26 protein-coding genes and 1 pseudogene are annotated in these 25,426 nt (G+C 72.3%); 16 read left to right on the top strand and 11 right to left on the bottom strand.

Annotated features, from left to right (window positions below; genetic code table 11):
- Positions 1 to 83: 83 nt before the first annotated feature.
- Genes mtlA through ptsP form a run of 6 tightly spaced genes read left to right on the top strand, consistent with a single transcriptional unit; the run spans position 84 to position 4,910 of the window.
- A complete protein-coding gene (gene mtlA, locus EJK15_RS51215) occupies positions 84 to 1,190 on the top strand; it encodes a mannitol-specific PTS transporter subunit IIC (protein ID WP_206061623.1) in 1,107 nt (368 codons plus the stop codon).
- A 3-nt stretch (positions 1,191 to 1,193) separates the two neighbouring features.
- Positions 1,194 to 1,502: a PTS sugar transporter subunit IIBC family protein gene (locus EJK15_RS73480; protein ID WP_206061622.1), complete on the top strand. Its 309-nt coding sequence runs from the start codon at positions 1,194 to 1,196 to the stop codon at positions 1,500 to 1,502.
- Positions 1,495 to 1,920, top strand: coding sequence for a PTS mannitol transporter subunit IIA (locus EJK15_RS51210; RefSeq protein ID WP_138717742.1), 426 nt, complete (start codon positions 1,495 to 1,497; stop codon positions 1,918 to 1,920). Before EJK15_RS73480 ends, EJK15_RS51210 begins: the two co-directional genes overlap by 8 nt.
- Entirely contained in the window at positions 1,917 to 2,921 is a 1,005-nt protein-coding gene (locus tag EJK15_RS51205; protein ID WP_138717741.1) for a zinc-dependent dehydrogenase, read from the top strand. Before EJK15_RS51210 ends, EJK15_RS51205 begins: the two co-directional genes overlap by 4 nt.
- Before the next feature lie 20 nt (positions 2,922 to 2,941).
- Positions 2,942 to 3,223, top strand: a complete 282-nt coding sequence (locus EJK15_RS51200; RefSeq protein ID WP_138717740.1) for an HPr family phosphocarrier protein — start codon at positions 2,942 to 2,944, stop codon at positions 3,221 to 3,223.
- Positions 3,216 to 4,910 (top strand): phosphoenolpyruvate--protein phosphotransferase, encoded by a 1,695-nt coding sequence (ptsP, locus tag EJK15_RS51195; RefSeq protein WP_138717739.1) that lies wholly within the window; start codon positions 3,216 to 3,218, stop codon positions 4,908 to 4,910. The genes EJK15_RS51200 and ptsP overlap by 8 nt, the downstream gene beginning before the upstream one ends.
- A gap of 478 nt (positions 4,911 to 5,388) precedes the next feature.
- On the opposite strand, the gene gndA is transcribed toward ptsP, so the two are convergent.
- Entirely contained in the window at positions 5,389 to 6,813 is a 1,425-nt protein-coding gene (gene gndA, locus EJK15_RS51190; RefSeq protein WP_138717738.1) for an NADP-dependent phosphogluconate dehydrogenase, read from the bottom strand.
- A gap of 63 nt (positions 6,814 to 6,876) precedes the next feature.
- Entirely contained in the window at positions 6,877 to 7,569 is a 693-nt protein-coding gene (locus tag EJK15_RS51185) for an HAD family hydrolase (protein WP_138717737.1), read from the bottom strand.
- Positions 7,570 to 7,591: 22 nt separating this feature from the next.
- Here EJK15_RS51185 and EJK15_RS51180 point away from each other — a divergent pair, with 22 nt between their 5' ends.
- Both EJK15_RS51180 and EJK15_RS51175 read left to right on the top strand, forming a co-directional pair.
- Positions 7,592 to 8,236: an SDR family oxidoreductase gene (locus EJK15_RS51180; protein ID WP_138717736.1), complete on the top strand. Its 645-nt coding sequence runs from the start codon at positions 7,592 to 7,594 to the stop codon at positions 8,234 to 8,236.
- A 4-nt stretch (positions 8,237 to 8,240) separates the two neighbouring features.
- Entirely contained in the window at positions 8,241 to 9,284 is a 1,044-nt protein-coding gene (locus tag EJK15_RS51175) for an aldo/keto reductase (protein ID WP_240777739.1), read from the top strand.
- 84 nt (positions 9,285 to 9,368) lie between these two features.
- Here the strand turns inward: EJK15_RS51175 and EJK15_RS51170 are convergent, their stop codons facing one another.
- Positions 9,369 to 10,871, bottom strand: coding sequence for an alpha/beta fold hydrolase (locus EJK15_RS51170; protein WP_171075015.1), 1,503 nt, complete (start codon positions 10,869 to 10,871; stop codon positions 9,369 to 9,371).
- A 481-nt stretch (positions 10,872 to 11,352) separates the two neighbouring features.
- On the opposite strand from EJK15_RS51170, the gene EJK15_RS51165 reads away from it, so the two are divergent.
- Complete coding sequence (locus EJK15_RS51165) at positions 11,353 to 12,408, top strand: class I SAM-dependent methyltransferase (protein ID WP_138717734.1); 1,056 nt, start codon at positions 11,353 to 11,355, stop codon at positions 12,406 to 12,408.
- Positions 12,409 to 12,463: 55 nt separating this feature from the next.
- On the opposite strand, the gene EJK15_RS51160 is transcribed toward EJK15_RS51165, so the two are convergent.
- From EJK15_RS51160 to EJK15_RS51150, 3 genes are all read right to left on the bottom strand, one after another.
- Entirely contained in the window at positions 12,464 to 13,039 is a 576-nt protein-coding gene (locus EJK15_RS51160) for an RNA polymerase sigma factor (RefSeq protein ID WP_138717733.1), read from the bottom strand.
- A gap of 106 nt (positions 13,040 to 13,145) precedes the next feature.
- Complete coding sequence (locus tag EJK15_RS51155; protein WP_138717732.1) at positions 13,146 to 13,697, bottom strand: DUF6529 family protein; 552 nt, start codon at positions 13,695 to 13,697, stop codon at positions 13,146 to 13,148.
- Positions 13,697 to 14,485: a hypothetical protein gene (locus tag EJK15_RS51150; RefSeq protein ID WP_138717731.1), complete on the bottom strand. Its 789-nt coding sequence runs from the start codon at positions 14,483 to 14,485 to the stop codon at positions 13,697 to 13,699. The genes EJK15_RS51155 and EJK15_RS51150 overlap by 1 nt, the downstream gene beginning before the upstream one ends.
- A gap of 169 nt (positions 14,486 to 14,654) precedes the next feature.
- Between EJK15_RS51150 and EJK15_RS51145 the strand changes: the two genes are divergently transcribed.
- Positions 14,655 to 17,708 carry an AfsR/SARP family transcriptional regulator gene (locus tag EJK15_RS51145; RefSeq protein ID WP_138717730.1) on the top strand — a complete coding sequence of 1,018 codons (3,054 nt, stop codon included), beginning with the start codon at positions 14,655 to 14,657 and terminating at the stop codon, positions 17,706 to 17,708.
- Positions 17,709 to 17,714: 6 nt separating this feature from the next.
- Here the strand turns inward: EJK15_RS51145 and EJK15_RS51140 are convergent, their stop codons facing one another.
- The 3 genes and pseudogenes from EJK15_RS51140 to EJK15_RS75410 form a co-directional block, all read right to left on the bottom strand.
- Positions 17,715 to 18,497, bottom strand: a complete 783-nt coding sequence (locus tag EJK15_RS51140; protein WP_138717729.1) for a thioesterase family protein — start codon at positions 18,495 to 18,497, stop codon at positions 17,715 to 17,717.
- A gap of 4 nt (positions 18,498 to 18,501) precedes the next feature.
- Complete coding sequence (locus tag EJK15_RS51135; protein ID WP_138717728.1) at positions 18,502 to 18,690, bottom strand: hypothetical protein; 189 nt, start codon at positions 18,688 to 18,690, stop codon at positions 18,502 to 18,504.
- Positions 18,690 to 18,836, bottom strand: a pseudogene (locus EJK15_RS75410) (DNA-binding transcriptional regulator); the annotation flags it as partial. The pseudogene EJK15_RS75410 and the gene EJK15_RS51135, both read right to left, overlap by 1 nt.
- Positions 18,837 to 18,861: 25 nt before the next feature.
- On the opposite strand from EJK15_RS75410, the gene EJK15_RS51125 reads away from it, so the two are divergent.
- Positions 18,862 to 19,380, top strand: a complete 519-nt coding sequence (locus EJK15_RS51125; RefSeq protein WP_138717727.1) for a hypothetical protein — start codon at positions 18,862 to 18,864, stop codon at positions 19,378 to 19,380.
- Here the strand turns inward: EJK15_RS51125 and EJK15_RS51120 are convergent.
- A complete protein-coding gene (locus EJK15_RS51120) occupies positions 19,377 to 19,730 on the bottom strand; it encodes a VOC family protein (protein ID WP_138717726.1) in 354 nt (117 codons plus the stop codon). The two genes, EJK15_RS51125 and EJK15_RS51120, sit on opposite strands and share 4 nt — an antisense overlap.
- A 124-nt stretch (positions 19,731 to 19,854) precedes the next feature.
- Here EJK15_RS51120 and EJK15_RS51115 point away from each other — a divergent pair, with 124 nt between their 5' ends.
- From EJK15_RS51115 to EJK15_RS51105, 3 genes are all read left to right on the top strand, one after another.
- The gene (locus EJK15_RS51115) at positions 19,855 to 20,646 is read left to right on the top strand and encodes a helix-turn-helix domain-containing protein (protein WP_206061621.1); all 792 of its coding nucleotides are present in this window, start codon (positions 19,855 to 19,857) and stop codon (positions 20,644 to 20,646) included.
- A gap of 41 nt (positions 20,647 to 20,687) precedes the next feature.
- A complete protein-coding gene (locus tag EJK15_RS51110; protein ID WP_138717725.1) occupies positions 20,688 to 21,119 on the top strand; it encodes a type II toxin-antitoxin system PemK/MazF family toxin in 432 nt (143 codons plus the stop codon).
- 145 nt (positions 21,120 to 21,264) lie between these two features.
- Positions 21,265 to 22,347, top strand: a complete 1,083-nt coding sequence (locus tag EJK15_RS51105) for an NAD(P)/FAD-dependent oxidoreductase (RefSeq protein ID WP_138717724.1) — start codon at positions 21,265 to 21,267, stop codon at positions 22,345 to 22,347.
- Positions 22,348 to 22,501: 154 nt separating this feature from the next.
- Here EJK15_RS51105 and EJK15_RS51100 read toward each other — a convergent pair whose 3' ends face one another.
- Positions 22,502 to 23,074, bottom strand: a complete 573-nt coding sequence (locus EJK15_RS51100; protein WP_206061620.1) for a TetR/AcrR family transcriptional regulator — start codon at positions 23,072 to 23,074, stop codon at positions 22,502 to 22,504.
- A 109-nt stretch (positions 23,075 to 23,183) separates the two neighbouring features.
- Here EJK15_RS51100 and EJK15_RS51095 point away from each other — a divergent pair, with 109 nt between their 5' ends.
- Positions 23,184 to 23,972, top strand: a complete 789-nt coding sequence (locus tag EJK15_RS51095; RefSeq protein ID WP_138717723.1) for an SDR family NAD(P)-dependent oxidoreductase — start codon at positions 23,184 to 23,186, stop codon at positions 23,970 to 23,972.
- Between the two features lie 87 nt (positions 23,973 to 24,059).
- A complete protein-coding gene (locus EJK15_RS51090) occupies positions 24,060 to 25,181 on the top strand; it encodes an MBL fold metallo-hydrolase (protein ID WP_138717722.1) in 1,122 nt (373 codons plus the stop codon).
- Positions 25,182 to 25,426: the final 245 nt, after the last annotated feature.

Raw genomic sequence — 25,426 nt, 5'->3', positions numbered from 1 at the left:
AGGCGTCCGTTGTGTATAAGAGACAGCCCATAGCCCGGCGAAGCGGCTGATCCACTGCTCATCCCCCCGAAGGAGCAAGTCCCATGGCCGACACTTACACACCCCCGGTCACCGGAACCGGCGCCAAGGCCACCATCCAGCGCATCGGCGGCCATCTCGCCGGCATGATCATGCCGAACATCGGCGCGTTCATCGCCTGGGGCCTGATCACCGCGCTGTTCATCCCGACCGGCTGGCTGCCTAACGAGACCCTCGCGAAGATGGTCGGCCCGATCATCTCGACCCTGCTGCCGGTCCTCATCGCCTATACCGGCGGCCGGATGGTGCACGGGCAGCGCGGGGCGGTCGTCGGCGCGGTGGCGGTGATGGGCGTCGTGGTGGGCACGGATTCCCCGATGTTCCTCGGCGCCATGATCATCGGCCCCCTCACCGCCTTGATCCTGAAATATGTGGACAAGTTCACCGAGGCGCGGACCAAGGCCGGGTTCGAGATGCTGGTGGACAACTTCTCCGCCGGGATCGTGGGCGGCGCGATGGCGGTGGCCGGGTTCCTCGGCATCGGGCCCATCGTGCAGGCGATCACCACCGCGGCGGGCAACGCCGTCGAGTGGCTGATCACCAACAACCTGCTGCCCGTGGCGTCCGTGCTCATCGAGCCGGCCAAGGTGCTGTTCCTGAACAACGCCATCAACCACGGCGTGCTCAGCCCGCTCGGTGTCGCGCAGGCGGCGGAGCAGGGCAAGTCGATCCTGTTCATGCTCGAGTCGAACCCCGGCCCGGGGCTGGGGCTGCTGCTGGCGTACCTGCTGTTCGGGCCGCGCCAGCTGCGGCCGAGCACGCCCGCCGCGATGATCATCCACTTCTTCGGCGGCATCCACGAGATCTACTTCCCGTACGTGCTCATGAAGCCGCGCCTCATCGTGGCCGTCATCGCGGGCGGTGCGGCCGGGGTGTTCACGTTCATCGCCACCGGGGCGGGCCTGGTCGCCACCCCGTCGCCCGGCAGCATCTTCGCCTACCTCGCGGTCACCCCGAAGGGCGGCTGGCTGGGCTCCAGCCTGGGGATCCTGGTGGCCACGGGCGTGTCGTTCGCCGTCGCCGCCCTCCTGCTCGGCTTCGGCAGGAGCGAGAAGGCCGCCGAGGAGCAGGAGTCAGTTTCCAGCACCGAACCCGCAACCAAGGAGGCGTGAGCCATGGCCGGCATCGACAGCAAGGACATCCACAAGATCATCGTGGCCTGCGACGCCGGGATGGGCAGCAGCGTGATGCTCGCCTCCCAGCTCCGCAAGCAGCTCAAGGACAGCGGCGTGACCGTGGAGCACACCCCGGTCAACTCCATCCCTGACGACGCCGACGTGGTGCTGTGCCACGCCGGGCTGGCCGCCCGTGCCAGGGCCGCCGCTCCGGGGAAGGTGCTGGTGTCGTTCCAGATCTTCCTCGGGGACCCGGCGGTGACCAGGCTGGTGAACACGATCAAGAACGGCGGCACCGTCGATGCGTGACGACCTGCTCGACCCGCGGGCGGTGCTGCTGCACGAGAGCGCCCCCGACCGGGAGGCGGCGATCCGCCGGTGCGGTCAGGTGCTGGCCGAGGTGGGGGCGGTCGCGGAGCCGTACATCGAGGCGATGCTCGAACGCGAGCGGACGATCTCCACGTACGTCGGCGAGGGCGTGGCCATCCCGCACGGGACGGACGCGTCCAAGGAGGACATCCTGCGCGACGCGATCTGCGTCGTGCGCTTCCCCGGCGGCGTGGACTGGGACGGCGAGCAGGTCACCCTGTGCGTCGGCATCGCCGCCAGGGCGGGCGGCCACGTGCCGCTGCTGGCGGCGCTCGCCGAGATCCTGCTCGACCCCGACCGCGCCAAGGCGCTCCGCGAGGCCACGGAGGTCTCGCAGGTGATCAAGGAGCTGACATGAAAGTCGCCAGATTCCACGCCCCGGGCGACATCAGGATCGAGGACGCGCCGGAGCCCGTCGCCGGGCCGGGCGAGCTGAAGATCCGGGTACGCAACTGCTCGACCTGTGGCACGGATGCCAAGATCTTCAAGTTCGGCCACCACCACATCAGGCCGCCGCGGGTGATGGGCCACGAGATCGCCGGCGAGGTCGTGGACACCGGCGCCCGGGTGCAGGTGATCGCCGCGATCCCGTGCGGGTCGTGCCCCGAGTGCCGGCGCGGCCGCCAGACGGTCTGCCCGAACCAGGAGTCGATGGGCTACCACTACGACGGCGGCTTCGCCGAGTACATGATCATCCCGGCGAAGGTGCCGGCCGTGGACGGCGTCAACGCCATCCCCGACGGCGTCGGCTTCGCGGAGGCGTCAGTGGCCGAGCCGCTCGCGTGTGTGCTGAACGGCCAGTCGCTGGCGGGCGTCGGCGCGGGCGACGACGTGGTGGTGATGGGCGCGGGCCCGATCGGCTGCCTGCACGTGCGCCTGGCGCGGGCGCGCGGCGCCGCCCGCGTGTTCCTCGTGGACGTGAACGCGGAGCGGCTGGCGATGGCCGCCGAGCTGGTACGCCCGGACGCGGCCATCGACGCCGACCCCGTCGAGCAGGTGCTCAAGCTGACCGGCGGCCGGGGCGCCGACGTGGTGATCACGGCGGCGGCGTCGGGGGCGGCGCAGGAGCAGGCGGTGCGGATGGCGGCCAGGCAGGGCCGGATCAGCTTTTTCGGCGGTCTGCCCAAGGACGACCCGATCATCGCACTGGACTCCAACCTGGTGCACTACCGCGAGCTGACGATCGTCGGCGCGAACGGCTCCAGCCCCGCTCACAACGCCGAGGCGCTGCGGCTGGTGGCCGAGGGCGCCGTGGTGGTGTCCGATCTGATCACCCACAGGCTGCCGCTGCCCCAGGTCCTCGACGGGATCGACCTCGTCAGCCGGGGTGCGGCCATCAAGGTCACGATCGAGCCCTGAGCCACCAAGGAGGCTTTCTGATGGCACATCGAACGGTCGCCGTGGCCTCGGCCAGCGGCCTGCACGCCCGTCCGGCCAAGCTGTTCGTCCAGGAGGCGGTGCGGCTGGGAGTGCCGGTGACGGTGCGGGCCGGCGAGAAGTCCGTGCCGGCCAAGAGCATGCTGGGGGTGCTGTCCCTGGGGGCCGTCCAGGGCACGGAGGTGACGCTCGAAGCGGACGGGCCGGGGGCGGAGGAGGCGCTGGACGCTCTGGTGGCGCTGCTCTCGCGCGACCTGGACGCGGAAGAGGCCCTCGATGCCTGACATTCCCGGCCCCGGATCCTCTGGCGGCGGCATCCCTCCCGGTCCCGTGTCCCCTCGCGGCGGCACCCGTCCTGACAGCGGCCCCTGGGCGGGTGCCGCTGGGCGGCTCACCGGGCTCGGTGTCAGTCAGGGGCGGACGGCGGGCCCGGTGATCCGGATGGCCGGGCCGCCGCGACTCCCCGCACCGCACGCGGTGACCGACCCCGGCGCCGAGGCGGCCACGGTCGTCAAGGCCCTGGGGGCGGTGGCCGCCGACCTCAACGAGCGCGCCGCCACGACGCAGGGGGAGGCGGCCGAGATCCTCGAGGCGCTCGCCATGATCGCCGACGACCCGATGCTGCGGGAGGAGGCCGAGGGACGGGCCAGGGACGGCCTCGACGCGCCGCACGCCCTGGACGCCGCCTTCACCCGGCATCGGGAGGCCCTCGCCGCGCTCGGCGGCTACCTGGCCGAGCGGGCCGCCGACCTGGACGACCTCAAGCACCGGGCGGTGGCGTTCGCGCTCGGCCTGCCCATGCCCGGCCTGCCCGCCCCCGGTCACCCGTACGTCCTGGTGGCCGAGGACCTCTCCCCCGCCGACACCGCCGGCCTGGGCTCCGACGTCCTGGCCCTGGTCACCGAGCGCGGCGGCCCCACCAGCCATACGGCGATCCTGGCCCGCGGCAGGGGCCTGCCCGCGGTCGTGGCCTGCAAGGGGATCATGGACGTCCCCGACGGCACGGTCGTCGGCGTGGACGGCACCACCGGCGAGATCGCCGTCGGCCTCACCCAGGAGGAGGCGGCCGAGGCCAGGGAGCGCGAGCACGCCGAGCGGGCCAGGCTGGCGGCGAGCACGGGCCCTGGCAGGACCGCCGACGGCCACCCCGTGAAGCTGCTGCTCAATGTCGGCTCGGCGGCCGACCTTCGGCCGGGCGCGGAGGGCGTGGGCCTGTTCCGCACGGAGTTCCTGTTCCTGGACCGCAAGCAGGCGCCCTCGTTCGAGGAGCAGGTCACCGCCTACGCCGAGGTGTTCCGCCAGGCCGAGACGGTCGTCGTCCGGACGCTGGACGCGGGCACCGACAAGCCGCTGCCCTTCTTAGGACTGCCGGAGGAGCCGAACCCGGCGCTGGGCGTACGCGGGCTGCGGGTGGACCGGCTGCTGCCCGACGTGCTGGACACCCAGCTGGACGCGATCGCCGAGGCGGCCCGGGCCACGGGCGCGCAGGCGTGGGTGATGGCGCCCATGGTCACCACTATCGCGGAGGCGTCCGGCTTCGCCCGCCGCGCCCGGGCGAAGGGCATCGCCAGGGTCGGCGTGATGGTCGAGGTCCCGGCGGCGGCGCTGCGGGCCCGGCGGCTGCTGCAGGAGGTGGACTTCCTCAGCATCGGCACCAACGACCTGGCCCAGTACACCTTCGCCGCCGACCGCCAGCACTCCGCCCTGGCCGACCTCCTCGACCCGCGCCAGCCCGCCCTGCTGGACCTGATCGCGATGTGCGCGCAGGCGGGGCGGGAGGCGGGCAAGCCGGTGGGCGTGTGCGGGGAGGCGGCCGGCGACCCGCTGCTCGCGCCGCTGCTGGTCGGGCTCGGGGTGACGAGCCTGTCCATGGCCCCGGTCTGCGTGCCCGCTGTACGGGAGGCCCTGGCGGGGCTCACGCTGGAGGAGTGCCGGGAACGCGCCCTTGCGGCGCTCGACCAGGTGTGGTGATCGCGGAGGACCGCGAGGCGATCACAGCGAGGCAGACGGCGATCGGGGCCGGGATGAACACGGCGATCGTTCCGAGATGCGGGCTGACAGGAGATCGGGACCTGGTCTCGGCCGCGCTGAGTACCTGCGTCGCGCTGACCGATCCGGCCACCGCGCTGGTGGACTACCCGCGCGCCCGCGTCCTGTTGTCGTGGTTGTCGTGTTTTCCCCAAGGAATGCAAGAATCCCTGTCCGAGTCAACCGTGGTAAGCCCCGCCCCCGCCCCTCCTGGGACGGGAACGGGCCAGACAGCAGTCCTCCGGCCGCCACGCCGCCGCCCCGCACGGGCCCGGCGAGCCGGCCGGGCGACCGCTGCTCGGCGAAGTTCCGGCACACATGGCACGCCGGCCCCGGATGAGCGACGGACCGCCTCCAGCGGCCCGAAACCACGCCGGAAAGACGTGACCATAACCCGGACTGCCCCCTTGCGGGACAGCTCTTAGGCCGGGCGTTCCATGCGGTCGCCGGACCAGTCGGTGTGGAAGGCGCCCTCCTTGTCGACGCGCAGGTATGTGTGAGCGCCGAAGTAGTCGCGCAGCCCCTGCACCAGCGCGGCCGGCAGCCGGTCGCGCCGCAGCCCGTCGTAGTACGCCAGCGCAGACGAGAACCCCGGCGTGGGCACGCCGATCTGCACCGCCGTGGTCACCACGCGCCGCCACGACTCCTGCGCGGCGTCCAGCGCGGCCGCGAAGGTCGGGTCGGCCAGCAGCGTCGGCAGCGCCGGGTTCGCGTCGTACGCGGCCCGGATCCGGTCCAGGAACTTGGCCCTGATGATGCACCCGCCACGCCAGATGGTGGCCATCGCGCCCAGGTCCACGTCCCAGCCGTACTCCTTCGAGGCGGCTGCCATCTGGTCGAAGCCCTGTGCGTACGCCACGATCTTGGACGCGTACAGCGCCTGCCGCACGTCCTCGATCAGCTCACGCCCGCCGACCCCGGACAGCTTCGGCCCCCGCAGTGACGCGGCGGCGGCCCGCTGCTCCGGATGGCCGGACAGCGCCCGCGCGAATGTCGCCTCGGCGATGCCGGTCACCGGTACGCCCAGGTCGAGCGCGCTCTGCACGGTCCAGCGGCCGGTGCCCTTCTGCTCGGCCTGGTCGACCACGACGTCCACGAACGGCTTGCCCGTCTCGGCGTCCACCTGGTCGAGCACCTCGGCGGTGATCTCGATCAGGTACGAGTCCAGGTCGCCCCGGTTCCACTCCCTGAACACCTCGGCCAGCTCGGCCGGTGTCGCGCCCAGGGCCTGCCGCAGCAGGTCGTACGACTCGGCGATGAGCTGCATGTCCGAGTATTCGATGCCGTTGTGCACCATCTTCACGAAATGCCCGGCGCCGTCGGGGCCGACGTGCACCGAGCACGGCACCCCGTCCACCTTGGCCGAGATGTCCTGCAGGATCGGGCCGAGCGCCTCCCACGACTCCTTCGAGCCGCCGGGCATGATGCTCGGCCCGTTGAGCGCGCCCTCCTCGCCGCCGGAGATGCCGGTTCCGACGAAGTGGATGCCGCGCTCGCGCAGTGCCGCCTCGCGCCGCCTGGTGTCGTCGAAGTGAGCGTTGCCGCCGTCGACGATCATGTCGCCCGGCTCCATCAGGTCGGCGAGCTGGTCGATCACCGCGTCGGTGCCCGCGCCCGCCTTCACCATGATGATCGCCCGCCGCGGCCGCTTCAGCGAGGCCACGAAGCCGGCGAGCTCCTCGGACGGCACGAACGTGCCCTCCCCGCCGAACTCCTTGACCAGCTGCTGGGTACGGGTGTGCGAGCGGTTGTGCACGGCCACGGCGTACCCGTGCCTGGCCAGGTTGCGTGCCAGGTTGCGCCCCATAGTGGCCAGGCCCGTGACGCCGATGTCTGCCAAGTCCATTAAAAGCTCCTCTTTGGGGGATACGCCTGATCCAGCCCGGTGGTTCGGCAGGATATTCCGGAATTAGTCGTCGAGCCGCACGCCTAGTTCGTCGAGCCTGGCCAGCATGTCAGCCGGATCGGCGTACACCCTGAAGGCCCCGGAGCGCTCCAGCTCGTCCCTGCCATACCCTCCGGACAGCAGCCCGATGCCGAGCGCGCCGGCCCGGCGGGCGGCGAGCAGGTCCCAGACGCTGTCGCCCACCACCATGGCATGCCTCGGGTCCACCTGGACCAGTGCCGCTCCGGCCAGGAACAGGTCGGGGTCCGGCTTGGCCCGCCGCACCAGGTCACGGGTGACCATCGGCGTGTCCTCCGGCAGACCGAGCATGCCGAGAGCGAGCCTGGCCGTACGGGCGTACCCGCTGGTGGCGATCGCCCACGGCACGCCGCGCGAGGTCAGCTCGGACAGCAGCTCTGCCGCTCCGGGCAGCGGCTTGACGGAGTGGACCTGCTGCTCGTACGCCTCCGCGTGGGTGAGCTGCAGCTCGTCGATCTGCTCCCGCGTCAGCTTCAGCCCGGTCTCGCGCAGCAGCGCGCTGACGAACAACCCGCCGCTCATCCCGATGCGGCGGTGGATCCGCCACACCGACAGGTCGATCCCCATGCCCGACAGCGCCTGCCTCCACGCGATGACATGCTGGTAAACACTGTCGATCAAGGTCCCGTCGAGGTCGAACAGGAACGCCGGCGTCGGGGCGTGCGGGAAGTCTGTCATGTGTCCATGACACCATGAGGCTATGCGGATCATCATCGCGGGCGGCCACGGGAAGATCGCAATGCGCCTGACGGAGCGCCTGAAGTCCGGCGCGGTCGGTCTGGTACGCAACCCCGCGCACGTCGCCGACGTCGAGGCCACCGGGGCGCAGGCCGTGGTGTGCGACCTGGAGAAGGCGAGCGTGGAGGAGGTCGCGGAGATCCTCCGGGGCGCCGACGCCGTGGTGTTCGCGGCCGGCGCCGGGCCCGGCAGCGGCGCGGCCCGCAAGGACACCGTGGACCGGGCGGCCTCCGTGCTGCTCGCCGACGCGGCCGAGCTGGCCGGGGTGCGGCGGTTCATCCAGGTCTCCTCCATGGGCGCCGGCAAACCGCCCGTGCCGGGGCGGGACGAGGTGTGGGCCGCGTACATCAAGGCCAAGACCGAGGCCGAGGAGGACCTGCGCCGCCGCGACGGCCTGGCCTGGACGATCCTGCGACCGGGCCGCCTCACCGACGAGCCGGGAACCGGCCTGGTGCGACTGGCTCCCGACGTGCCGCCTGGGTCGGTGCCGCGCGACGACGTGGCCGCCGTGATCATGGCGCTCCTCGAGAACCCGGGCACGGCCCACCAGACCCTGGAACTCGTCTCCGGCGAGACGCCCATCATCGATTTCGTTGCGACAGAGTGATGATGTGACTGCATATCGCGTACTCGGACGTACCGGTCTCAAGGTCAGCCCCCTCTGCCTGGGCGCGATGATGTTCGGCTGGTGGGGCGAGTCGGACCCCGAGCAGTCGGCCCGGATCATCGACCGGGCGCTCGACTCGGGCGTCAACTTCATCGACACCGCCGACGTCTACTCCCAGGGCCAGTCGGAGGAGTTCGTCGGCCAGGCGCTCGCCAAGTCCGGCAAGCGGGACGACGTGGTGCTGGCCACCAAGTGCCACGGCGTGATGGGTGAGGGCCCCAACCAGCGGGGCAACTCCCGCCGCTGGATCTTCCAAGCCGTCGAGAACAGCTTGCGCCGCCTCGGCACCGACTGGATCGACCTCTACCAGATCCACCGGCCGGACCCGGGCACCGACATCGACGAGACCCTCGGCGCGCTCACCGACCTCGTACGGCAGGGCAAGGTCCGCTACATCGGCAGTTCCACCTTCCCCGCCCACCAGATGGTCGAGGCGCAGTGGGCGTCGGAGCGGCGCGGGCTGGAGCGGTTCGTGTGCGAGCAGCCGCCGTACTCGCCGCTCGTCCGCGGCATCGAGGCGGACGTGCTGCCCGTGGCCGAGAAGTACGGCATGGGCGTCATCGTCTGGAGCCCGCTCGCCGGTGGCTGGCTGACCGGCCGGTACCGCAAGGGGCGGGAGGTGCCCGAGACCCGCCGGTCGGCGATGGTGCCGCAGCGCTACGATCTGTCGCTGGAGGGCAACCAGCGCAAGCTGGACGCGGTCGAGCAACTCGCCGTGCTGGCCGAGGAGGCCGGGATCACGCTGATCGAGCTGTCGCTAGCGTTCACGATCAGGCATCGGGCGGTGACCTCGGCCATCATCGGGCCGCGCACCATGGAGCACCTGGAGAGCCAGCTCACCGCCGCCGAGGTACGCCTGACGGACGACGTGCTCGACCGGATCGACGAGATCGTCCCGCCCGGCGTCACCCTCAACCCGCCCGACGCGGGCTGGCAGCCGCCGCAGCTGTCCGATCCGACCCTGCGCAGGCGGCCCGTGAGCCCCTGACGGCGAGCGACGATCTCGGGCAACGCGCCGTCGCCGCCGATGGGCGTGCGCCCTGCGAGGCGCACGCCCATCGGGCCGGATCGATCAGTGGAGCGGGCGTCCGGTCGCCGACAACGGAAGCTCCTCCGCGGCCCTGGCGGTGACGGGCTGCGTCGGGTACTCAGGGGCGCAGCGGGCGCCGGCGGGCGGCAGCACCATGCTCGTCAGGTACGTCTCGATGTGGGTGCGGGCACAGGTGCTGTTGCGGTACTGGCCGTGGCCCACGCCGTCGTACTCGAGGATCGTGGTCTTCGGGATCTGGCGGGCGACGGCGTAGTTCCACGCGGCCGGGGTTCCGACGTCGTAGCGGCTCTTGGGGAGCAGGGTCGGCGGCGTGCCGGAGACGTCCAGGCGGTGCTGCGGGTTGGAGACCTTGCCCTGCCAGTTGAGGCAGCTCATCACGTCAGACCAGAACGGCGACAGCTTGGTGTGCGGAAACGTCCTCTCCAGCCGCTTGCGATAGGAGTCGAGCTCCTTGAAGCCGGTGACCTGCCACGTCCAGTCGGAGCACCAGATGGCCGGGTAGGCGTAGTTGACCGTCTCCGCCTTCGGGGCCGCCGTCGTGCGGGCCTTGGACGGCCGGCCGTCGGCGAGGGACTTGAGGGAGGAGGCGACGGGGAACCACCGCTGCTGGGGCGCGTACATCGCCCCGAACAGCTCCACCCGCAGCTCCTCGGCCGTGACGGGCTGCCCGGTGGCCGGGTCCTTGAGCGTGCCCTCGACGGCCTGGCGGTGCAGGTCGTCCCATAGCGCCGTGACGTTCTCGCCGTACAGCGGGCAGGCCGGCGTCTGGCCGCACCAGCGGGCGAACGCGCGGAACGAGCCCTCGAAGTCCTCGGTCGTGGTCTGCAGGTAGCGGAAGGCCGAGGTGATGCTGTGGTCCATGTTGGAGTCGATCGCCATGGCCCGCAGGTTGCCGGGGAACAGCTCGGCGTACTGCTGGCCGACCTGGGTCCCGTACGAGATCGCGAAGAAGCTGATCTTCTTCTCGCCGAGGGCGGCCCGGATGGAGTCCACGTCGCGGGTGGCGCTGGTGGTGTCCACGTGGTCGAAGATCGGGCCGGTGTGCTCGCGGCAGTCCCGCGAGAGCTTGGCGTTGTAGGCCAGCCAGGCTTGGTACTCGGCCTCGTTGGCCGGGTAGGTGACCGGGGCCTGGTTCACCACGTCCAAGCTGCACTTGACCGGGCTGCTGCGGCCGACGCCGCGCGGGTCGAGGCTCACCAGGTCGAAGCGCTGGCGCAGCAGGCTCGCGGCGGGGATGGCGTTGCCCAGGATGAACGGATTGATGCCCGAACTGCCCGGGCCGCCCGGGTGCACGACCAGCACGCCGATGCGCTTGGCCGGGTCGAGGGCCTTGAGCCGGCCGATCGCCAGGTCGATGGCGGGGCCGCTGGGGTCGGCGTAGTCGACTGGGACCTTGATGGCGGCGCACTCGCCGCCGTAGTCACCGCAGGCCGCCCAGTTGATGGGCACTGATGTGGTGGCCTGCGGGCTCGGCTCCGCCGCGGCCGCCCCGGCCGTCGAGATCGCCAGAGTTAAACCGGCCAAAAGTGCGGTTAACAGCCTTTTTCCCATTGAATCCCCCTGTCTTCCGTGACTGTCGCCTTGACCCCGCGCAAGGGCGCTGGGCGCAGCGATGCTACAAGATCGCTGTCGTGATGGAGCGAAAATCCCGAAGGAGGGGAGGGGAGGGGAGGGAGCGGGCGCGCCTACTGATCACTCTCGAGGTTCGCGATCGCGCAAGCAGGCGGGTGGCGCTCCGGCGCGTCCACCTGGTAGGCGCGGTGACCGCCTTCACGGCGATCGCGGTGCTCAGCGTCAACGTCCAGATCGTCGCGCCCCCGCGACCGGCTGATCACCGCGGTTGGCCAAGCGGGACAAGTCTTACCTCGCGCGCGATGCGGCTCGCTGGGACCGGAGCGGGCCGCTCACCCGGGCGCCGGGTGGCAGCGGGGTGACAGTGACGTGAAACGACGGCGGCGGATGCTCCTTCCGTACGCAATCCCCCGTCGTGAAAAGAGCACGTCTTATGGACCTCAGCAAGGTCGAGTCCTTCAACCTGCAGATCGCTCAGGAGTCGCTCGGCGCCGGCCTGACCCTGCTCAACCACCTCGGCGACCGCCTCGGCCTCTTCCGCGCCATGGCCGGGTCCGGTTACCTGACCAGCGAGGAGCTGGCCGGGCGCACGGGCCTGGCCGAACGGTACGTGCGCGAGTGGCTGTCGACGCAGGCCGTCGCGGGCCACGTCGACTACGACCCGGACGGCGGCTCGTTCGCGCTGCCGGCCGAGCACGCCGTCGTGCTCGCCGACGACAGCACGGTCGCCGCCTGCGCCGGCGAGGCCGAGGCGATGGCCGCGATGTGGCTCTCGGCGGACCGCATGGAGCGGGCGTTCCGCACCGGGGAGGGCATTGGCTGGCACGAGCACGACCCGCGGCTGTTCAGCGGCGTCTCACGGTTCTTCGGCCCGCTCTACCAGATGTCGCTCGTCGAGCAGTGGCTGCCCGCCCTGGACGGCGTCGTCGACCGCCTGCGGGCAGGGGCGCGCGTCCTTGACGTCGGCTGCGGGCACGGCACCTCGGCGATCCTCATGGCGCAGGCGTTCCCCGCTTCGCGCTTCGAGGGCGTCGACTACCATGCGCCGTCGATCGAGGCCGCCCGGCAGGCCGCGGCCAAGGCAGGGGTCGAGGACCGGGTGAGCTTCCACACCGGCGACGCCGCCGACGAGGCGGCCGGCCCGTGGGACCTGATCTGCTTCTTCGACGCACTGCACGACATGGGAGACCCGGTGGGCGCCGCCCGCCAGGCCCTGGCCGGGCTGGCCGGGAACGGCGCCGTGCTCGTGGTCGAGCCGGCCGCGGCCGACCGGCTGGAGGACCGGATCGGCAACCCGGTCTCGATGAGCTACTACGCCTCCTCGACCCTGCTGTGCGTGCCCCATTCTCTCTCGCAGGCCCCTGCTCATGGGCTGGGCGCGCAGGCGGGCGCCGTGGAACTGCGGGCCGTTCTCACCGAGGCCGGGTTCGGCACGGTGCGGGTGGCGCTCGCCACCGAGTTCAACCTCGTCATCGAGGCGCGCAGGTAGAACGCGCCGCGATACCTCAGGGCCGGACGGGTTCCCCGCTCCGGCCCTGACCCGTTCACCGGGCCGCTTTCTCCGCCGGAGAGTCCACGACGTGTCTCAGGAGCCCGGCGAGGTTCCGTTGCGCACGGTACGTACGGCTCTTGACCGTCCCGACCGGGATGCCCAGTTCGCGGCCGATCTCGGACTGGGTCAGCTCCTCGTAGTACGCCAGGTGCAGCACCTCGCGCTCGAACGCGGGCAACAGCCTCATGGCCTGCTTGACCTGCCACGTCAGCCAGGCGCGTTCCATGGTCGGCGGGCCGGAGGCGGGCATCGTGTCCGCGACGAGATCGAGGTCCACCAGGTCGGCGGCCCGCCGGGACCTGCGGAAGACGTCGACGGCCGTGCGCCGGGTGATCGTGAACAGCCACGGCTGGAGCTCACGCGTCACGTCGAACGTCGCGGCCGCCTGCCATACCTTGATGAACGTCTCCTGCACGGTGTCGGCCGCGAGCTCCCGGTTGCCGAGCATGGCCAGCGCGGTGGCGAACATCGCACCCGAGTGGCGATCGAATATCTCGGTGAACGCCCCCTGCTCACAACGACGGAAGCGCTCTTCGAGCGGCTCTGTACTGCACGGACCGGCTAACATGGCACCTCGGCTCCACAGGAAATCTGATCGGGATCAGCCTCCTGCCGTGCCCTTTCACCACGCTGCCGAGCCGCTCACAGGTGCCTGTCGCGGCCTCGCCAGGTGCTCAGAACTTCACGCCGATCGTCGTGAAGAACCACAGCGACGAGGTCAGCCAGAGGGCGACCAGCGCGGTGAAGGCCAGCCCGCCGGCGACGGGGAAGGTCCAGGAGGGAATCCCCCGCCGGGGCAGCGCCAGCATCTTGGTGGTGAAGATCCCGTAGAAGAAGCAGCCAGCGATGGAGTGGATCATCACTCGGGGCGTGTCGTACTGCGCGCCCAGGGCGTACAGGCAGTGGAAGGCCACCGGCAGCGTCAGCAGGAACGCCAGCCGGCCCGACCAGCGGTGCACGCCGGCGATCCATGGCAGGTTCAGCCGGATCCGGCCCCACATCACCAGGGCGGAGAAGAGCTGGACCGCGGCGAGGACGAACGCCCCGGTGGTCAGCCAGGCCTTCATCGGGAGCGGGCCGGAGAAGCCCGCGATGCTGACGGCGTACCCGGTGGGCTGGTGCATGCCGCCGTAGACACCGAGGACGACCGCGACGAGGGCGCCCCAGGCGAGCGGAAGGAGCAGCAGGAGGGTGGTCGGCCGGCGGATGGCTTGCGTGCTGTCCATTAGAGGGCTCCGATGAATTCGTCGACGTTCTTGGGATCGACCTCCACGCCGTTGATCACCGTGCGCTCTCCCGGCTCGGGGATCTCGGCGGGGATCAGCTCGTCGTCCAGGGTCGCGGCGCCGACCCTGCTCCCATCGGGCAGGTAGATCCATCCGGCCACGAGTTTCGCGCCCCGGATCAGCGCGGTCGCCTTGTAGAGCCCGGACGGCTTGCGCACCGTCGGCGCAGTGAAGTCCCAGCGCTGCGCGCCGATCCACAACTCGCCGGTGGCCTTGCCGCCGGCCAGCGCGGCGTTCACGGTGGCGCCGCCGAAGCCCTCCAGCAACAGCTCGCCACCGGAGGCCGTGCCCTGGAACCAGGCTTCGGTCTTGCCGTCGCAGAAGTACCCGATCGCCTTGGCGCCGCGGACGGAGATCGCCAGGAGCCCGCGCGTGCCTTGAACCCTTCCCGCGTAGTCGACACGGGCGTCCTCGGCCGCGGGCGTGTCCGTCGGGGCGGCGGCCGGCGCCTCGGTGGCGGGAGCCTCGGTGGCCGGCGTGTCCGTCGGCTCGGTGGCGGGCGCCTCGGTGGCGGGAGCCTCGGTGGCCGGCGTGTCCGTCGGCTCGGTGGCCGGTGCCTCGGCGGCGGGGCCTTGCCGGTTCACGGTGGCGTCCTCACCTGCGGAGGCCGTGGTCGTGTCGTCGGCGGCGGGCTGTAGCGCGGGGGGCATGGCGATACTGAGCGCTGCCAGGGCAGCCGTGGTCACCATGCCCGTCAAGAGCGTGAGGATGGGGCCGGACCTCGTCATGGTTCCTGCCTTGGATTGTGTGAGCGGTATGCCTGTCCGTACGCGCATAAGGCCGCAGCGGTTCATTGATCCAGCGCCGAATAGTGCCCCCTGGCCCCGCCACAGCGCGAAATGACCGCCCCCCGTGTGTGACAATGCGGCAAAACCGATCCGGCGCTGGAGTTCGCGAATGCCTGTTCTCGATGAGCCAGCCGACCCCTCGCGGGAGGCCGCCATCCGGGTCAGGGCGCTCGGCCCGCTGGAGCTGGTACGGCCGGATCGGGCGCGAGACGGCGCGCTGCCGTTCCGCTCGGGCAATCCGCGTCGTGCGTTCGCCGCGTTGCTGATGCGCGCGGGCGCGGTGGTGAGCACAGACGCGCTGGCCGAGGTGGTGTGGGCCGATGACGCGCGGCCTGCGCACGTGGAGGCGGCGCTGCAGACGGTGATGTCCCGGTTGCGGGCGCAGCTGCGCTCGGCGGGGCTCGATGACGCGCTGCTGACCAGCCATCCGGGTTACCTGCTGCGCATCGAGCGGGACGCGTTCGACGTGACGCGGTTCCAGGGGCTGGCCGAGCGGGGACGCGCGCTGCTGGCGCGTGACCCGATGCGGGCCGCGCGGCTCCTGGACGAGGGCCTGGGGCTCTGGCGGGGTGCCGCGTACGCCGAGTTCGCCGACGAGGCCTTCGCGATGGCGGAGGTGGCGCGGCTCAACGAGCTCCTCCTCGCCGCGCGCGAGGACCGGGCCGAGGCGGCGTTGCTGCTCGGGCGGCCGGCCGAGGCGGTGGCGATGCTGGAGCGGGTCGTCGCGGAGGAGCCCTTGCGCGAGCGGCCGCAGGCCCAGCTGATGCTGGCGCTGTATCGCACCGGCCGTCAGGCCGACGCGCTCGCGGTGTACCGGCGCTACCGGGAGCTGATCAGCGATCAGCTGGGGCTGGAGCCGCAGGCGGCGTTGCGGGAGCTGGAGACCCGCATCCTGCGTCATGACCCCGCCCTGTCACCGCCCACGGCGGAGGCGCCGGTGACGGCTCCCCGGCGCGAGGCCCGGCCGCCGGGCAACCTGCCCGCCGTGCGGACCTCCTTGGTGGGGCGCGAACAGCACCTGGCGCAGGTCGCGGGCAGGCTGGCGACCGGCAGGGTGCTGACCCTCACCGGGCCCGGCGGGGTCGGCAAGACCCGCCTGGCCCTGGCCGTCGCCCACGGCACGACCGGCGAGAGCCTGTTCCCCGACGGCGTGTGGCTGGTGGAGCTGGCCGCGCTGCCGCGCTCGGCGTCGGTGGCCGGCGCGGTCCTGACCGCACTGGCCGTCCAGCTCGTCGGCGCCGCCCCGCCCCAGGAGCGGCTGGTGGACTATTTACGCTCCGAGCGGCTGCTGCTCGTGTTCGACAACTGCGAGCACGTGATCGAGGACGCCGCCGCCCTGGTGCAGGCCGTCGTCGACGCATGCCCCGAGGTGAAGGTGCTGGCCACCTCCCGGGTGCCGCTGGGCATCGAGAGCGAGCGGATCCACCCGGTCCCGCCCCTGGCCGTTCCGCCGCGTCACGCGATCGCCCCGGCCGACGGGCCCTCCGACGCGGCGCGGCTGTTCATCGAGCGCGCCGCCGCGCTCGCCCCCTTCTTCGAGCCCGCAGGCGCCGCTCTGGACGCGGTGGAGGAGCTGTGCCGCTGTCTGGACGGCATTCCGCTGGCCATCGAGCTGGCCGCCGGGCGGCTGCGGTTCATGACGCCCGCCGAGATCGTCGCCGGGCTACCCGGCCGGTCCCGCTTCATGCGCAACCCCTACCGGCTGGCCGCCGAACGCCACCAGACCCTGCAGTCCGTCGTCGACTGGTCGTACCAGCTCCTGGACGCCGGCGACCGGCGGCTGTTCGAGCAGTTGTCCGTGTTCGCCGCCGGATTCACCGCCGACGACGCCGGCGCCGTCTGCGACATCCCGGAAACGGTCGAGCGCCTCGGCGGCCTGGTGGACAAGTCCATGGTGGTCGCCACGGCCGACGACACCGGGCAGAGCACCACGTACACGCTGCTGGAGACCCTGCGCTCATTCGGGCGCGACCGGCTGGCCGAACGCGCCGACCGCCACGAGACCTACCGCGCCCATGCCCGGCACCTGCGCGACCTGCTCGGGCAGAGCTCCCACATCATGCACACGCCCGAGTGCGGCGGATGGGTGGCGGCCGTCGCCCAGCGCGTCGACGAACTCCGCGCCGCCCACACCTGGGCCCTCGACCACGACCTGACCCTCGACCTCCAGCTCATGGCCGCGCTGGCCGACTGGACCGAGGTCCAGATGCACGTGGAGCTCGCGGACTGGGCGGAGGCGGCGGTGGCCCGCTGGTACGAGGCCGGAGATCTCCAGGACCAGCCGCTGGTGGCCCTCACGCTGAGCGTCGCCACCCGCTGCGCCGCCTTCCGCACCGACTACGACTCCGCGCGTGCCCTCGCCGATCACGCGCTCTCGCTGCTGGAGGCCGACGATCCGCGACGCCGGTACGTCCTGACCGTTCTGGCGGAGCTCGCGCTCTTCACCGGGGACCTCGACGGCGCCGATCGGCTCAACCGCGATGCCAGGCGCTGGTCGCTCGCCGCCGGCGACACGCTTCGCGCGGGATACGCGCACGTCATGGGGATCCTCATACTCGCCTACGGTGGCGACAGCGCCCTGGCCGCGGCGCAGGCGGAGGACTTCCTGCCCGGGGTCCGGTCGCCGATGCTGCTCGGCTGGGGCACGTACGCCCTGGGCGAATCGCTGCTGGACAAGCAGCCGGAACGCGCCGGCGCGCTGCTGGAGCAGGCCCATGCGATGGCGTCCGCCAACCACGACCGCCTGCTCACCGGCGCCACGCTGAGCTCACTCGCCTCGGTCTATCTGAGGTACGGCGACCCGCTGCGCGCGGTGCCCCTCTACCGGGACGTCGTCGAGCACTGGCATCGCGCCGGCAACTGGCTCCAGCAGTGGACCAGCATCCGCGGCGTCATCTTCCTGCTGGCCCAGCTCGGCGAGCTGCGACCGGCGTTCCTGCTCCTGTCCGCCGTACGCCATCAGGCCGGGGCCGGGGCCGTCTACGGGCCGGACGCGCATCGCGTCGAGTCCCTCGACGCCGTGTTCGACCAGGCCGTCGACCCCGACGACCGGCGGGACCTGGCCGCCAGGGGCGCGGCCATGACGGACACGGACATCCTGCAGTTCGCCCTGGACAGTCTGCACGCGGCGCAGTCCGGGCCCGGAGGCCGGGCCGGGCGGTAGCGGGGGTCAGCGGCGGCCGATGCCGACCTGGTTGGCCAGCGCCGTCACCACGCAGAAGCCGATCGGCCCGGCGGCGTCGTGCAGGGTGCACTGCCCTGTCGCGACGCCGCCGGCGCTGAGGTGCCCGCCGGCCTCGACGCCGACGAGCTCCCCCTCGGGGAGCCGGGCGAGCGTCAGCGTGTAGTCGGCGTTGATAAACCCCAGCCGCCCTTCCACGCTCATGTTGCTGAGCGGGCTGGCGAAGTCGGCCGCCAGCGCAGCGCGGACGAACGGCGTCACCGGCTCCTCGTCCACCAGCGGATACGTCTCCCGCAGCCACACCCGCGCCGGCCCGGGCTCGTCCCAGCCGGTCCGGCGCCACAGGTCGAACGGCGGCGTCCACCCCTGCCCCTCGGCCGGGGGCCCGTCCGGCGGCGGCTCGTCCCACGCGGGCGTGACGATCGTCTGCTCGCCGCCAGGCTGCTCGCCCTGCCGCAGCAGCACGGCGCCGGCCCGTCCGATGACGCCCTGGTCGGTAGAGATCGTCACGTCCGCGACCCGGATCCGGCGGCCATCCCTGACCAGGGCGGTCTCCACCGTGACGGGCACCATCGGACTGTTGCGGAACAGGTCGACGGTCAGCCGGGCGAAATGCAGGCCCGGCTGGGCGTACCGCTCCTCGATGGCGCGGGCGGCCAGCCCGCCGAGCAGGCGGCCGTGGAGCATGTCAGGGGACCACGGGCCGCGGGCGTGCGGCGCGGGCACCAGCTCGCCGCGCTTCTGCGTGAAGAAGGCTGATCTTGACGACACAGAATCAGATTCTAGAGGAGAGGAGGCGCCGGCCGAGCGCGCGCACCCGCTCCTTCTCGTCGCCGCGGAGGACGAGCAGGCAGGAGTGCTCGCCCACGGGCTCGACCGTGCCCGGGATCCGGCCGGCGACCTGGTCGGCGGGGGCGTGCAGGAGGAAGCGGCCCTCGTACGGCCACATCTCGTGGGTCAGCACGTCACGGCGCCGTTAGCGGCGGTACGCAGGCCCACCGCGACTGCCACGGCCTCATCGTCGTCGAGCAGCAGCGGCGGCAGCTCGGCGCCCGCTCCCAGGCGGTAGTCGCCGGAGACGCCGGTCGTGGAGTGGACCGGGTAGCCGAGGCGGCCGGACGCGCTGCCGCTGCTGATGACACACGGGTGGCCCAGCTCGTTCGCGGACTACATGTCCGGGCTGACCGAGGAGGAGAAGGCGCGGGCCGGCGGGGTGGAGGAGTGGCAGCAGGTCTCCGGGTACGCCGTCATCCAGGGCACCAGACCGCAGACCCTCGCCTACGGTCTGGTCGACTCGCCGGCCGGGCAGCTCGCCTGGAACCTGGACGCGTTCGCCTCCTGGGGCCAGGACGTCGGCGGGCTCTCCCCCGACGACATCCTGACCAACGTGGCGATCTACTGGTTCACCGGCACGGCGGGCTCGTCCGGCCGCCTTTATCGGGAGAGCGCCTCCGACTGGACGCCGCCCAGCGAGCCCGGCAAGACGCCGACCGGCATCGCGGTCTTCCCCGGCGACACCACCGCGCGGCGTTACACCGAGCAGGTGCACAACGTGGTGCACTGGTCGGAGTTCTCCGTCGGCGGCCACTATGCCGCGCTCCAGGCTCCTTCGTTGCTGGCGGACGACATCCGGTCGTTCTTCTCGGGACTCTAGCCGGGCATGACACAGAAGGGGTGGCCTTCCGGGTCGATGAGGACGGTCCAGTCGGCGCCCCCCGGCTGGAGGCCGGGGACGGTGGCGCCCAGCGCGGTCAGCTCCTTCTTGGCGGTGTCCACGTCGGGGACCTTGAACTCGAGGTGCAGGTGCTTGCCGTCGTTCGGCCAGCCCGGGCCCTGGTAGCCGTCGATCCGCTGGAAGGCGAGCGAGACGGGGCCGCCCTCGAGTCCGACGAAGTCGGGGTCGCCGCCGGTGACCTGCCATCCGGTCGCCTGGGCGTAGAAGGCCGCCAGGGCTGCGGGGTCGGCGCAGTCGATGACTATGGAGGAAAGCGTTGTGGTCGTCATGCGGCCAGCCTGCCGGTGGCGGGGCCGCCCGGTCTTGAACATCCTTGCGCATCCGGCACTCGCCGGGCCGGCGCCTCGTGCGTGCGAAAGGATTTGTCGTACCCCCGGCGTAACGTTCGGGGGCGTGCGCTCCTCCGTGCTTCTCTCCACCGGGCCCGGATTCACCCTCGATGCCGTGACCTGCGTCGACGACCACCGTGACTGGTCGCCCACGGAGGTGGGCTCCCGCTATCGGATGGTGCTGGTGCGCCGTGGCACGTTCCGGCGGATGGCGGACGGCCGGCCCGCCGTCGCCGACCCGACGATGGCCTACCTCGGCGTGCCGGGCGAGGAGGAGCGTTTCGCCCATCCGGCGGGCGGCGACGTGTGCACCTCGCTGTCGCTCACCCCTGAGCTGTGGGGCACGCTCGCCGGAGAAGAAACCCGGCCGGCCCGCTCGACGGTCTACGTGGACGCCCGCCTCGACCTCGCCCACCGCCGCGTCCTCGCGGCCGCACGAGAGGGCGACGCGGGCTTCGCGCTGACCGAGTCGCTGCTGCCCCTCGTCGCCGCCGCCCTTGCCGAGGCCGCCACGCGGGCCGGTACGGCGGCCATTGCCGACGCCGCGCGTGAGGCCATCGCCGCCGACCACCCGGCGGCCGGCGGGCTGCTGTCGCTCGCCGAGTTCCTCGCGGTGTCGCCCTACCAGCTCAGCAGGGCGTTCACGCGCGAGCTCGGCGTCTCCCTGACCCACTACCGCAACCGGGTCCGCGTGGGACGGGCGCTCGACCGGCTGGAGAACGGCGAGCCGAGCCTGGCCGCACTCGCCGCCGACCTGGGGTTCGCCGACCAGGCCCACCTGACCCGCACGATTCGCCGCCACGTCGATCACACGCCCACGGCCCTGCGCCGCCTGCTCGCCTCCCGAGATCCGTGACCGGGTGGATTTCCACCCGGCCCCGGCCATAGGCTCCAGCAATGCGCGATCTAGGTGAGGACCCCCGGCCGGCCCGGGGTGCGGTACGCGAGATCCACTCCCTCAACGGGCCCGCCACCCTGGTCTACTCCCCCGACCTCGACGGCCTGGCCGACCCTGGGGAGATCGTCTGGGCCTGGGTGCCGTACGAAGAGGACCCGTCCCAGGGCAAGGACCGCCCCCTGCTGGTCGTGGGCCGCACCGGACGCAGGCTGCTGGGCATGATGCTGTCCAGCAAGGGCGAGGACGGGCCCGACTGGCTGGAGCTCGGCGCGTGGGGGCGTGACGGCCGGGTGTCGTACGTACGGCTGGATCGGGTCTTCGTGCTGGACGAGGACGACATCCGGCGCGAGGGCGCGGTGCTCGACAGCGACCGCTTCGCCCGGGTTGCGGCCCGCCTCATGAAGACCCACGGCTGGGGCGCCGGCCGGTAGTCCTGCCTGCGGTGAGCCGGTTTCGGGCACTTGGCCCGCATCGTGGGGCTCCGGCCGAGGACGTGGAGGATCTGTTGGGCCGCCGGACGGCGCGCGGGCGATCCGGTCATCGGCCCAGCTCACCCGGGCTGCGATCATTGGCCTCATGCGTGTTGTGGTGATCGGAAGCGGCATCGTCGGCGCCGCCGCGGCCTACTACCTGAGCGGCCGGGGCGCGGCCGTGACCGTGGTGGACGGCGGCTACCAGGGAGAGGCGACGCAGGCGGGCGCGGGCATCGTGTGCCCGTGGGTGGACCATCCCGAGGACCCCGACTGGTACCGGCTCACCCGCGAGGGCGCCCGCCACTACCCGAAGCTGGTGGAGGAGCTGGGCGAGGACATCGGGTACGCCAAGGTCGGCGCCCTGCTGGTGGCCGAGGACCCGGCCGACCTGGAGCCGGTGCGCGCCCTGCTGCGCCGTCGCCATCCCGCCGCGCCCGAGATGGGTGACGTCACCGACGTCTCGGCCCCGGCCGAGCTGTTCCCGCCGCTGTCCGACACGCTGAGCGCGCTCCTCGTGCCGGGCGCGGCCCGCGTGGACGGCTCCTCGGTGCGCGACGCGCTCCTGCGCGCCGCCGTCGCTCAAGGCACGGAGGTGCGTACGGGAGCCGCGACGCTCACCCCGGACGGCGAGGTCTTCGTGCGGGCCACCACCGGCGAGGGCGTCCGGCTGGACGCCGACATGGTGATCGTCGCCGCCGGTGCGTGGACGGGCCAGGTGTGCCGGCCCCTGGGCGTGGAGCTGCCGGTGTTCCCCAGGCGGGGGCAGATCCTGCACGCCACCCTGGAGGGTGTCGACACCGCGTGGTGGCCGATGGTGCTGCCCAGGAGCGGCCCCTACCTGCTGGGCTTCCCCGAGTCGCGCGTCGTGATCGGCGCGACCGTGGAGGACGTGGGGTTCTCGCCCCGCGTCACGATGGGCGGCCTGAACGAGGTGATCGAGGCGGGCCTGCGGGTGGCACCCGGGCTGTTCGGGGCGACGGTGACGGAGACGCGGGTGGGCCTGCGCCCGGTGTACGCGCCCGGCTCGGCGCTCATCGGCCCGGTCACCGCCCGCGTGGTGGTGGCGACGGGCCTGAGCGCGTACGGCCTGACGGCGGGCCCCTTCACCGGCAGGATCGCCGCGGCGCTCGCGCTCGGCGAGGAGCCGCCCCTCGACATCACGCCCTACGCGCCCGCCATCGGGTGAGCGAGAAGGGCTCCGGGATCCGCGCGGCTGCACCGCGTCGACGACCTGCGGGTGCACCAGGCGCTGGCGGGGCGGGCGGCCGGGCGCGGGCGCGGCTGCGCGACGGTGTGCTCGGCGGCCTGCGCGCGGAACGCGACCGGCCGGCACCGCGCCATCAGAGGCCCTGGCCGGTGCCGACGCCGCGCAGCAGCGTGTCCACCACGCGCGCCGCCAGGGCGTCGGGGTCGGCGTCGCGGCTCTGGGCCGCCTCGTGGATCAGCGCGTAGTAGACCCGCCTGGCCCAGTCGGGATCCACGTCGGCCCGCAGCACCCCGGCCGCCTGCGCCTTACTGAAGAGCCGGGCGCAGCGCTCCTCCACGTCGGCGTGCACCCGGGCCACCTCGGGGTCGCTCGACAGGGTGCGGCTCATGGCGAATCCCCAGTCGCTCTTGACCCGCAGCACGCTGGCCGTGACCTGGTAGAGCGCCACCAGCGGCGGCGCGGTCTCGGGATGGGCGGACTCGACGGCCTCGGCGAACTGGCGGGTGGCCCACGCCGTCATGGCGTCCACCAGCGCCTCCCGGGAGACGAACCGCCGGTGCACCGTCGTGCGTGCCACCCCCGCGGCCTCGGCGATCTGCTCCATGCTGGCCGCCGGGTTCCTGCCGAGGACGCGCTCGGCGGCCTCCAGGATCGTCCGGACCGTCCGTGCGGCATCGGACCGCATCACCCGCGTCGTCTCACCCATGCCCAACAGGGTACGACAACGTCGCCGTTCTCCATCAACTTGCGTCATACGTGTTGCAAGTTCTAAAGTCGAAGCATCACAACTGACGCAACTCGTCTGAGGAGAACCCATGGACATGCGGCTCACCGGCAAGACCGCCGTCGTCACCGGCGCCAGCAGGGGTCTGGGCCTGGCCATCGTCCGGTCGCTGACCGGCGAGGGGATGCGGGTCGTGGCCGCGGCGCGGACGGTCTCGCCCGCGCTGAAGGAGACCGGCGCCATCGCGGTGGCGGCCGACCTGTCCACCGCGGGCGGCCCCGCCGAGCTGATCGACCGGGCGCTGGCCGAGCTGGGCGAGATCGACCTGCTGGTCAACAACGTGGGCGGCGGCGACGGGGGCGAGGGGCAGCTCGACGGATTCCTCGGCTTCGCCGACGACCAGTGGCGCCAGGCCTACGACCTGAACTTCCTCAGCGCCGTACGCGCCACCAGGACCGCCCTGCCGAGCCTGCTCCGGCGGCACGGCACGGTGATCAACGTCTCGTCCACGGGGGCCCGGATGCCGCACACCGGCCCGATCACGTACACGACGGCCAAGGCGGCGCTGACCGCGTTCGGCAAGGCGCTGTCGGAGGAGTTCGGCCCCCAGGGCGTGCGGGTCAACACGATCTCGCCCGGCCCCTCCCGCACCTCCATGTGGGAGGACCCGGACGGGTACGGCGCCGCGGTGGCGGCCGCGCACGGCGTGGAACACGAGCGGTTCCTGGCGGGGCTTCCCGCCAACGCAGGCATGACGACCGGTAGGTTCGTCGAACCGGAAGAGGTCGCCGCTCTGGTGACGTGGCTGGCATCGCCGCATGCCGGAAGCATCAGCGGGGCCGACTACGTCATCGACGGCGGGGCGATCAAGACGGTCTGAACTATCGCGATATATCTTAGAGTTTGGGAACACCGGGGAATCCCGCGGAGTTGAGCGGGATAACGGACTTCCAGGGGAGTGTGGGCGATGGCAGGAAAGCGGACGGCACGGCGGATCCTCGCGGGCGGCGTGGCCCTCGCCGCGGCCGGCTGGGCACTGCGCGAGGTGCCGGCCGAGCTGGGCGTGCGGCCTCTGGGCTCGGGCCCGGACCGGGTGTCCAGGATGCGGCGCTCGTCGCAGTTCAGGGAGGGCGCGTTCTTCAATCCGATGCCCGAGCCGACGACGCTGATGACAGCGCCGCCTCCGAGCCTGCTCGGCGAGCTGGCCAAGAACAAGGAGCAGCGCCGTCCCGGGGGGGCCGTGCCGCTGCGCGTCCCGCCGTCCAGCCCGCCGCCCGCCGACGGCCTGCGCGCCGTCTGGTACGGCCACGCCTCCACGCTGGTGGAGATCGAGGGCAAGCGGGTGCTGTTCGACCCGGTGTGGAGCAAGCGGGTCTCCCCCTCGCAGCTCGTCGGCCCCAAGAGGCACCACCCGGTGCCGGTGGCGATCGGCGAGCTGCCGGAGATCGACGCGATCGCGATCTCGCACGACCACTACGACCACCTCGACATGGCCACCGTCCGTACGCTGACCGGGACGCAGAAGGCGCCGTTCCTGGTGCCGCTGGGCATCGGGGCGCACCTGGAGCGGTGGGGCGTGCCCGCGTACCGGATCATCGAGCTCGACTGGGACGAGGAGGCCGAGGTGGCGGGGCTGCGCTTCGTCGCCACGGCGGCCCGGCACTTCTCGGGGCGGACGTTCACCCGCAACGACACGCTGTGGGGGTCCTGGGTGGTGGCGGGGGCCAGCAAGCGGGTGTTCTACGCGGGCGACTCCGGTTACTTCGAGGGTTACCGGGGCATCGGGTCGGCGCACGGGCCGTTCGACCTGACGCTGATGCCGATCGGCGCCTACAGCCCCGCCTGGCCGGACATCCACATGGACCCGGAGGAGGCCGTCAACGCCCACCTCGACCTCGGGGGTGAGCTGCTGCTGCCGGTGCACTGGGCGACGTTCACGCTGGCCCTGCACCCTTGGGCGGAGCCGGTGGAGCGGCTGTGGCGCGAGGCCAAGGCCCGTGACGTCAAGATCGTCGTACCGCGGCCGGGCGAGGCCGTCGACACCACCGCCGCCCCGGCGGTGGACGGCTGGTGGGAGACGCTGGGCTGAGCCGGGCCGACCGGGAGGACCCCGGCGGGGTCTCCCGGTCGATCGGCGGCTCTCGGCGACTCGGCGGCTCTCGGCAGCTTCGGCGGCTCGGCGGCTCGGCGCCGGTTCAGCCGGGCCGCTCCGCTCCTGGCGCCGGCGAGCGCCGTTCCAGCTCGCCGCCGGAACCTGGCGGACGCCGTTCCAGTTCGGCGCCGGGAGCTGGCGGGCGCTGGTCCCGCTCGGCGGCCGGCGGTGACGGCTGGGGG

Source organism: Nonomuraea basaltis (genome assembly GCF_005893125.1).
In the GTDB taxonomy this organism is placed as follows: Bacteria; Actinomycetota; Actinomycetes; order Streptosporangiales; family Streptosporangiaceae; genus Nonomuraea; species Nonomuraea basaltis.
Note: the sequence above shows the minus strand (reverse complement) of the source record. Positions and strands in the feature narration are given on the sequence as shown.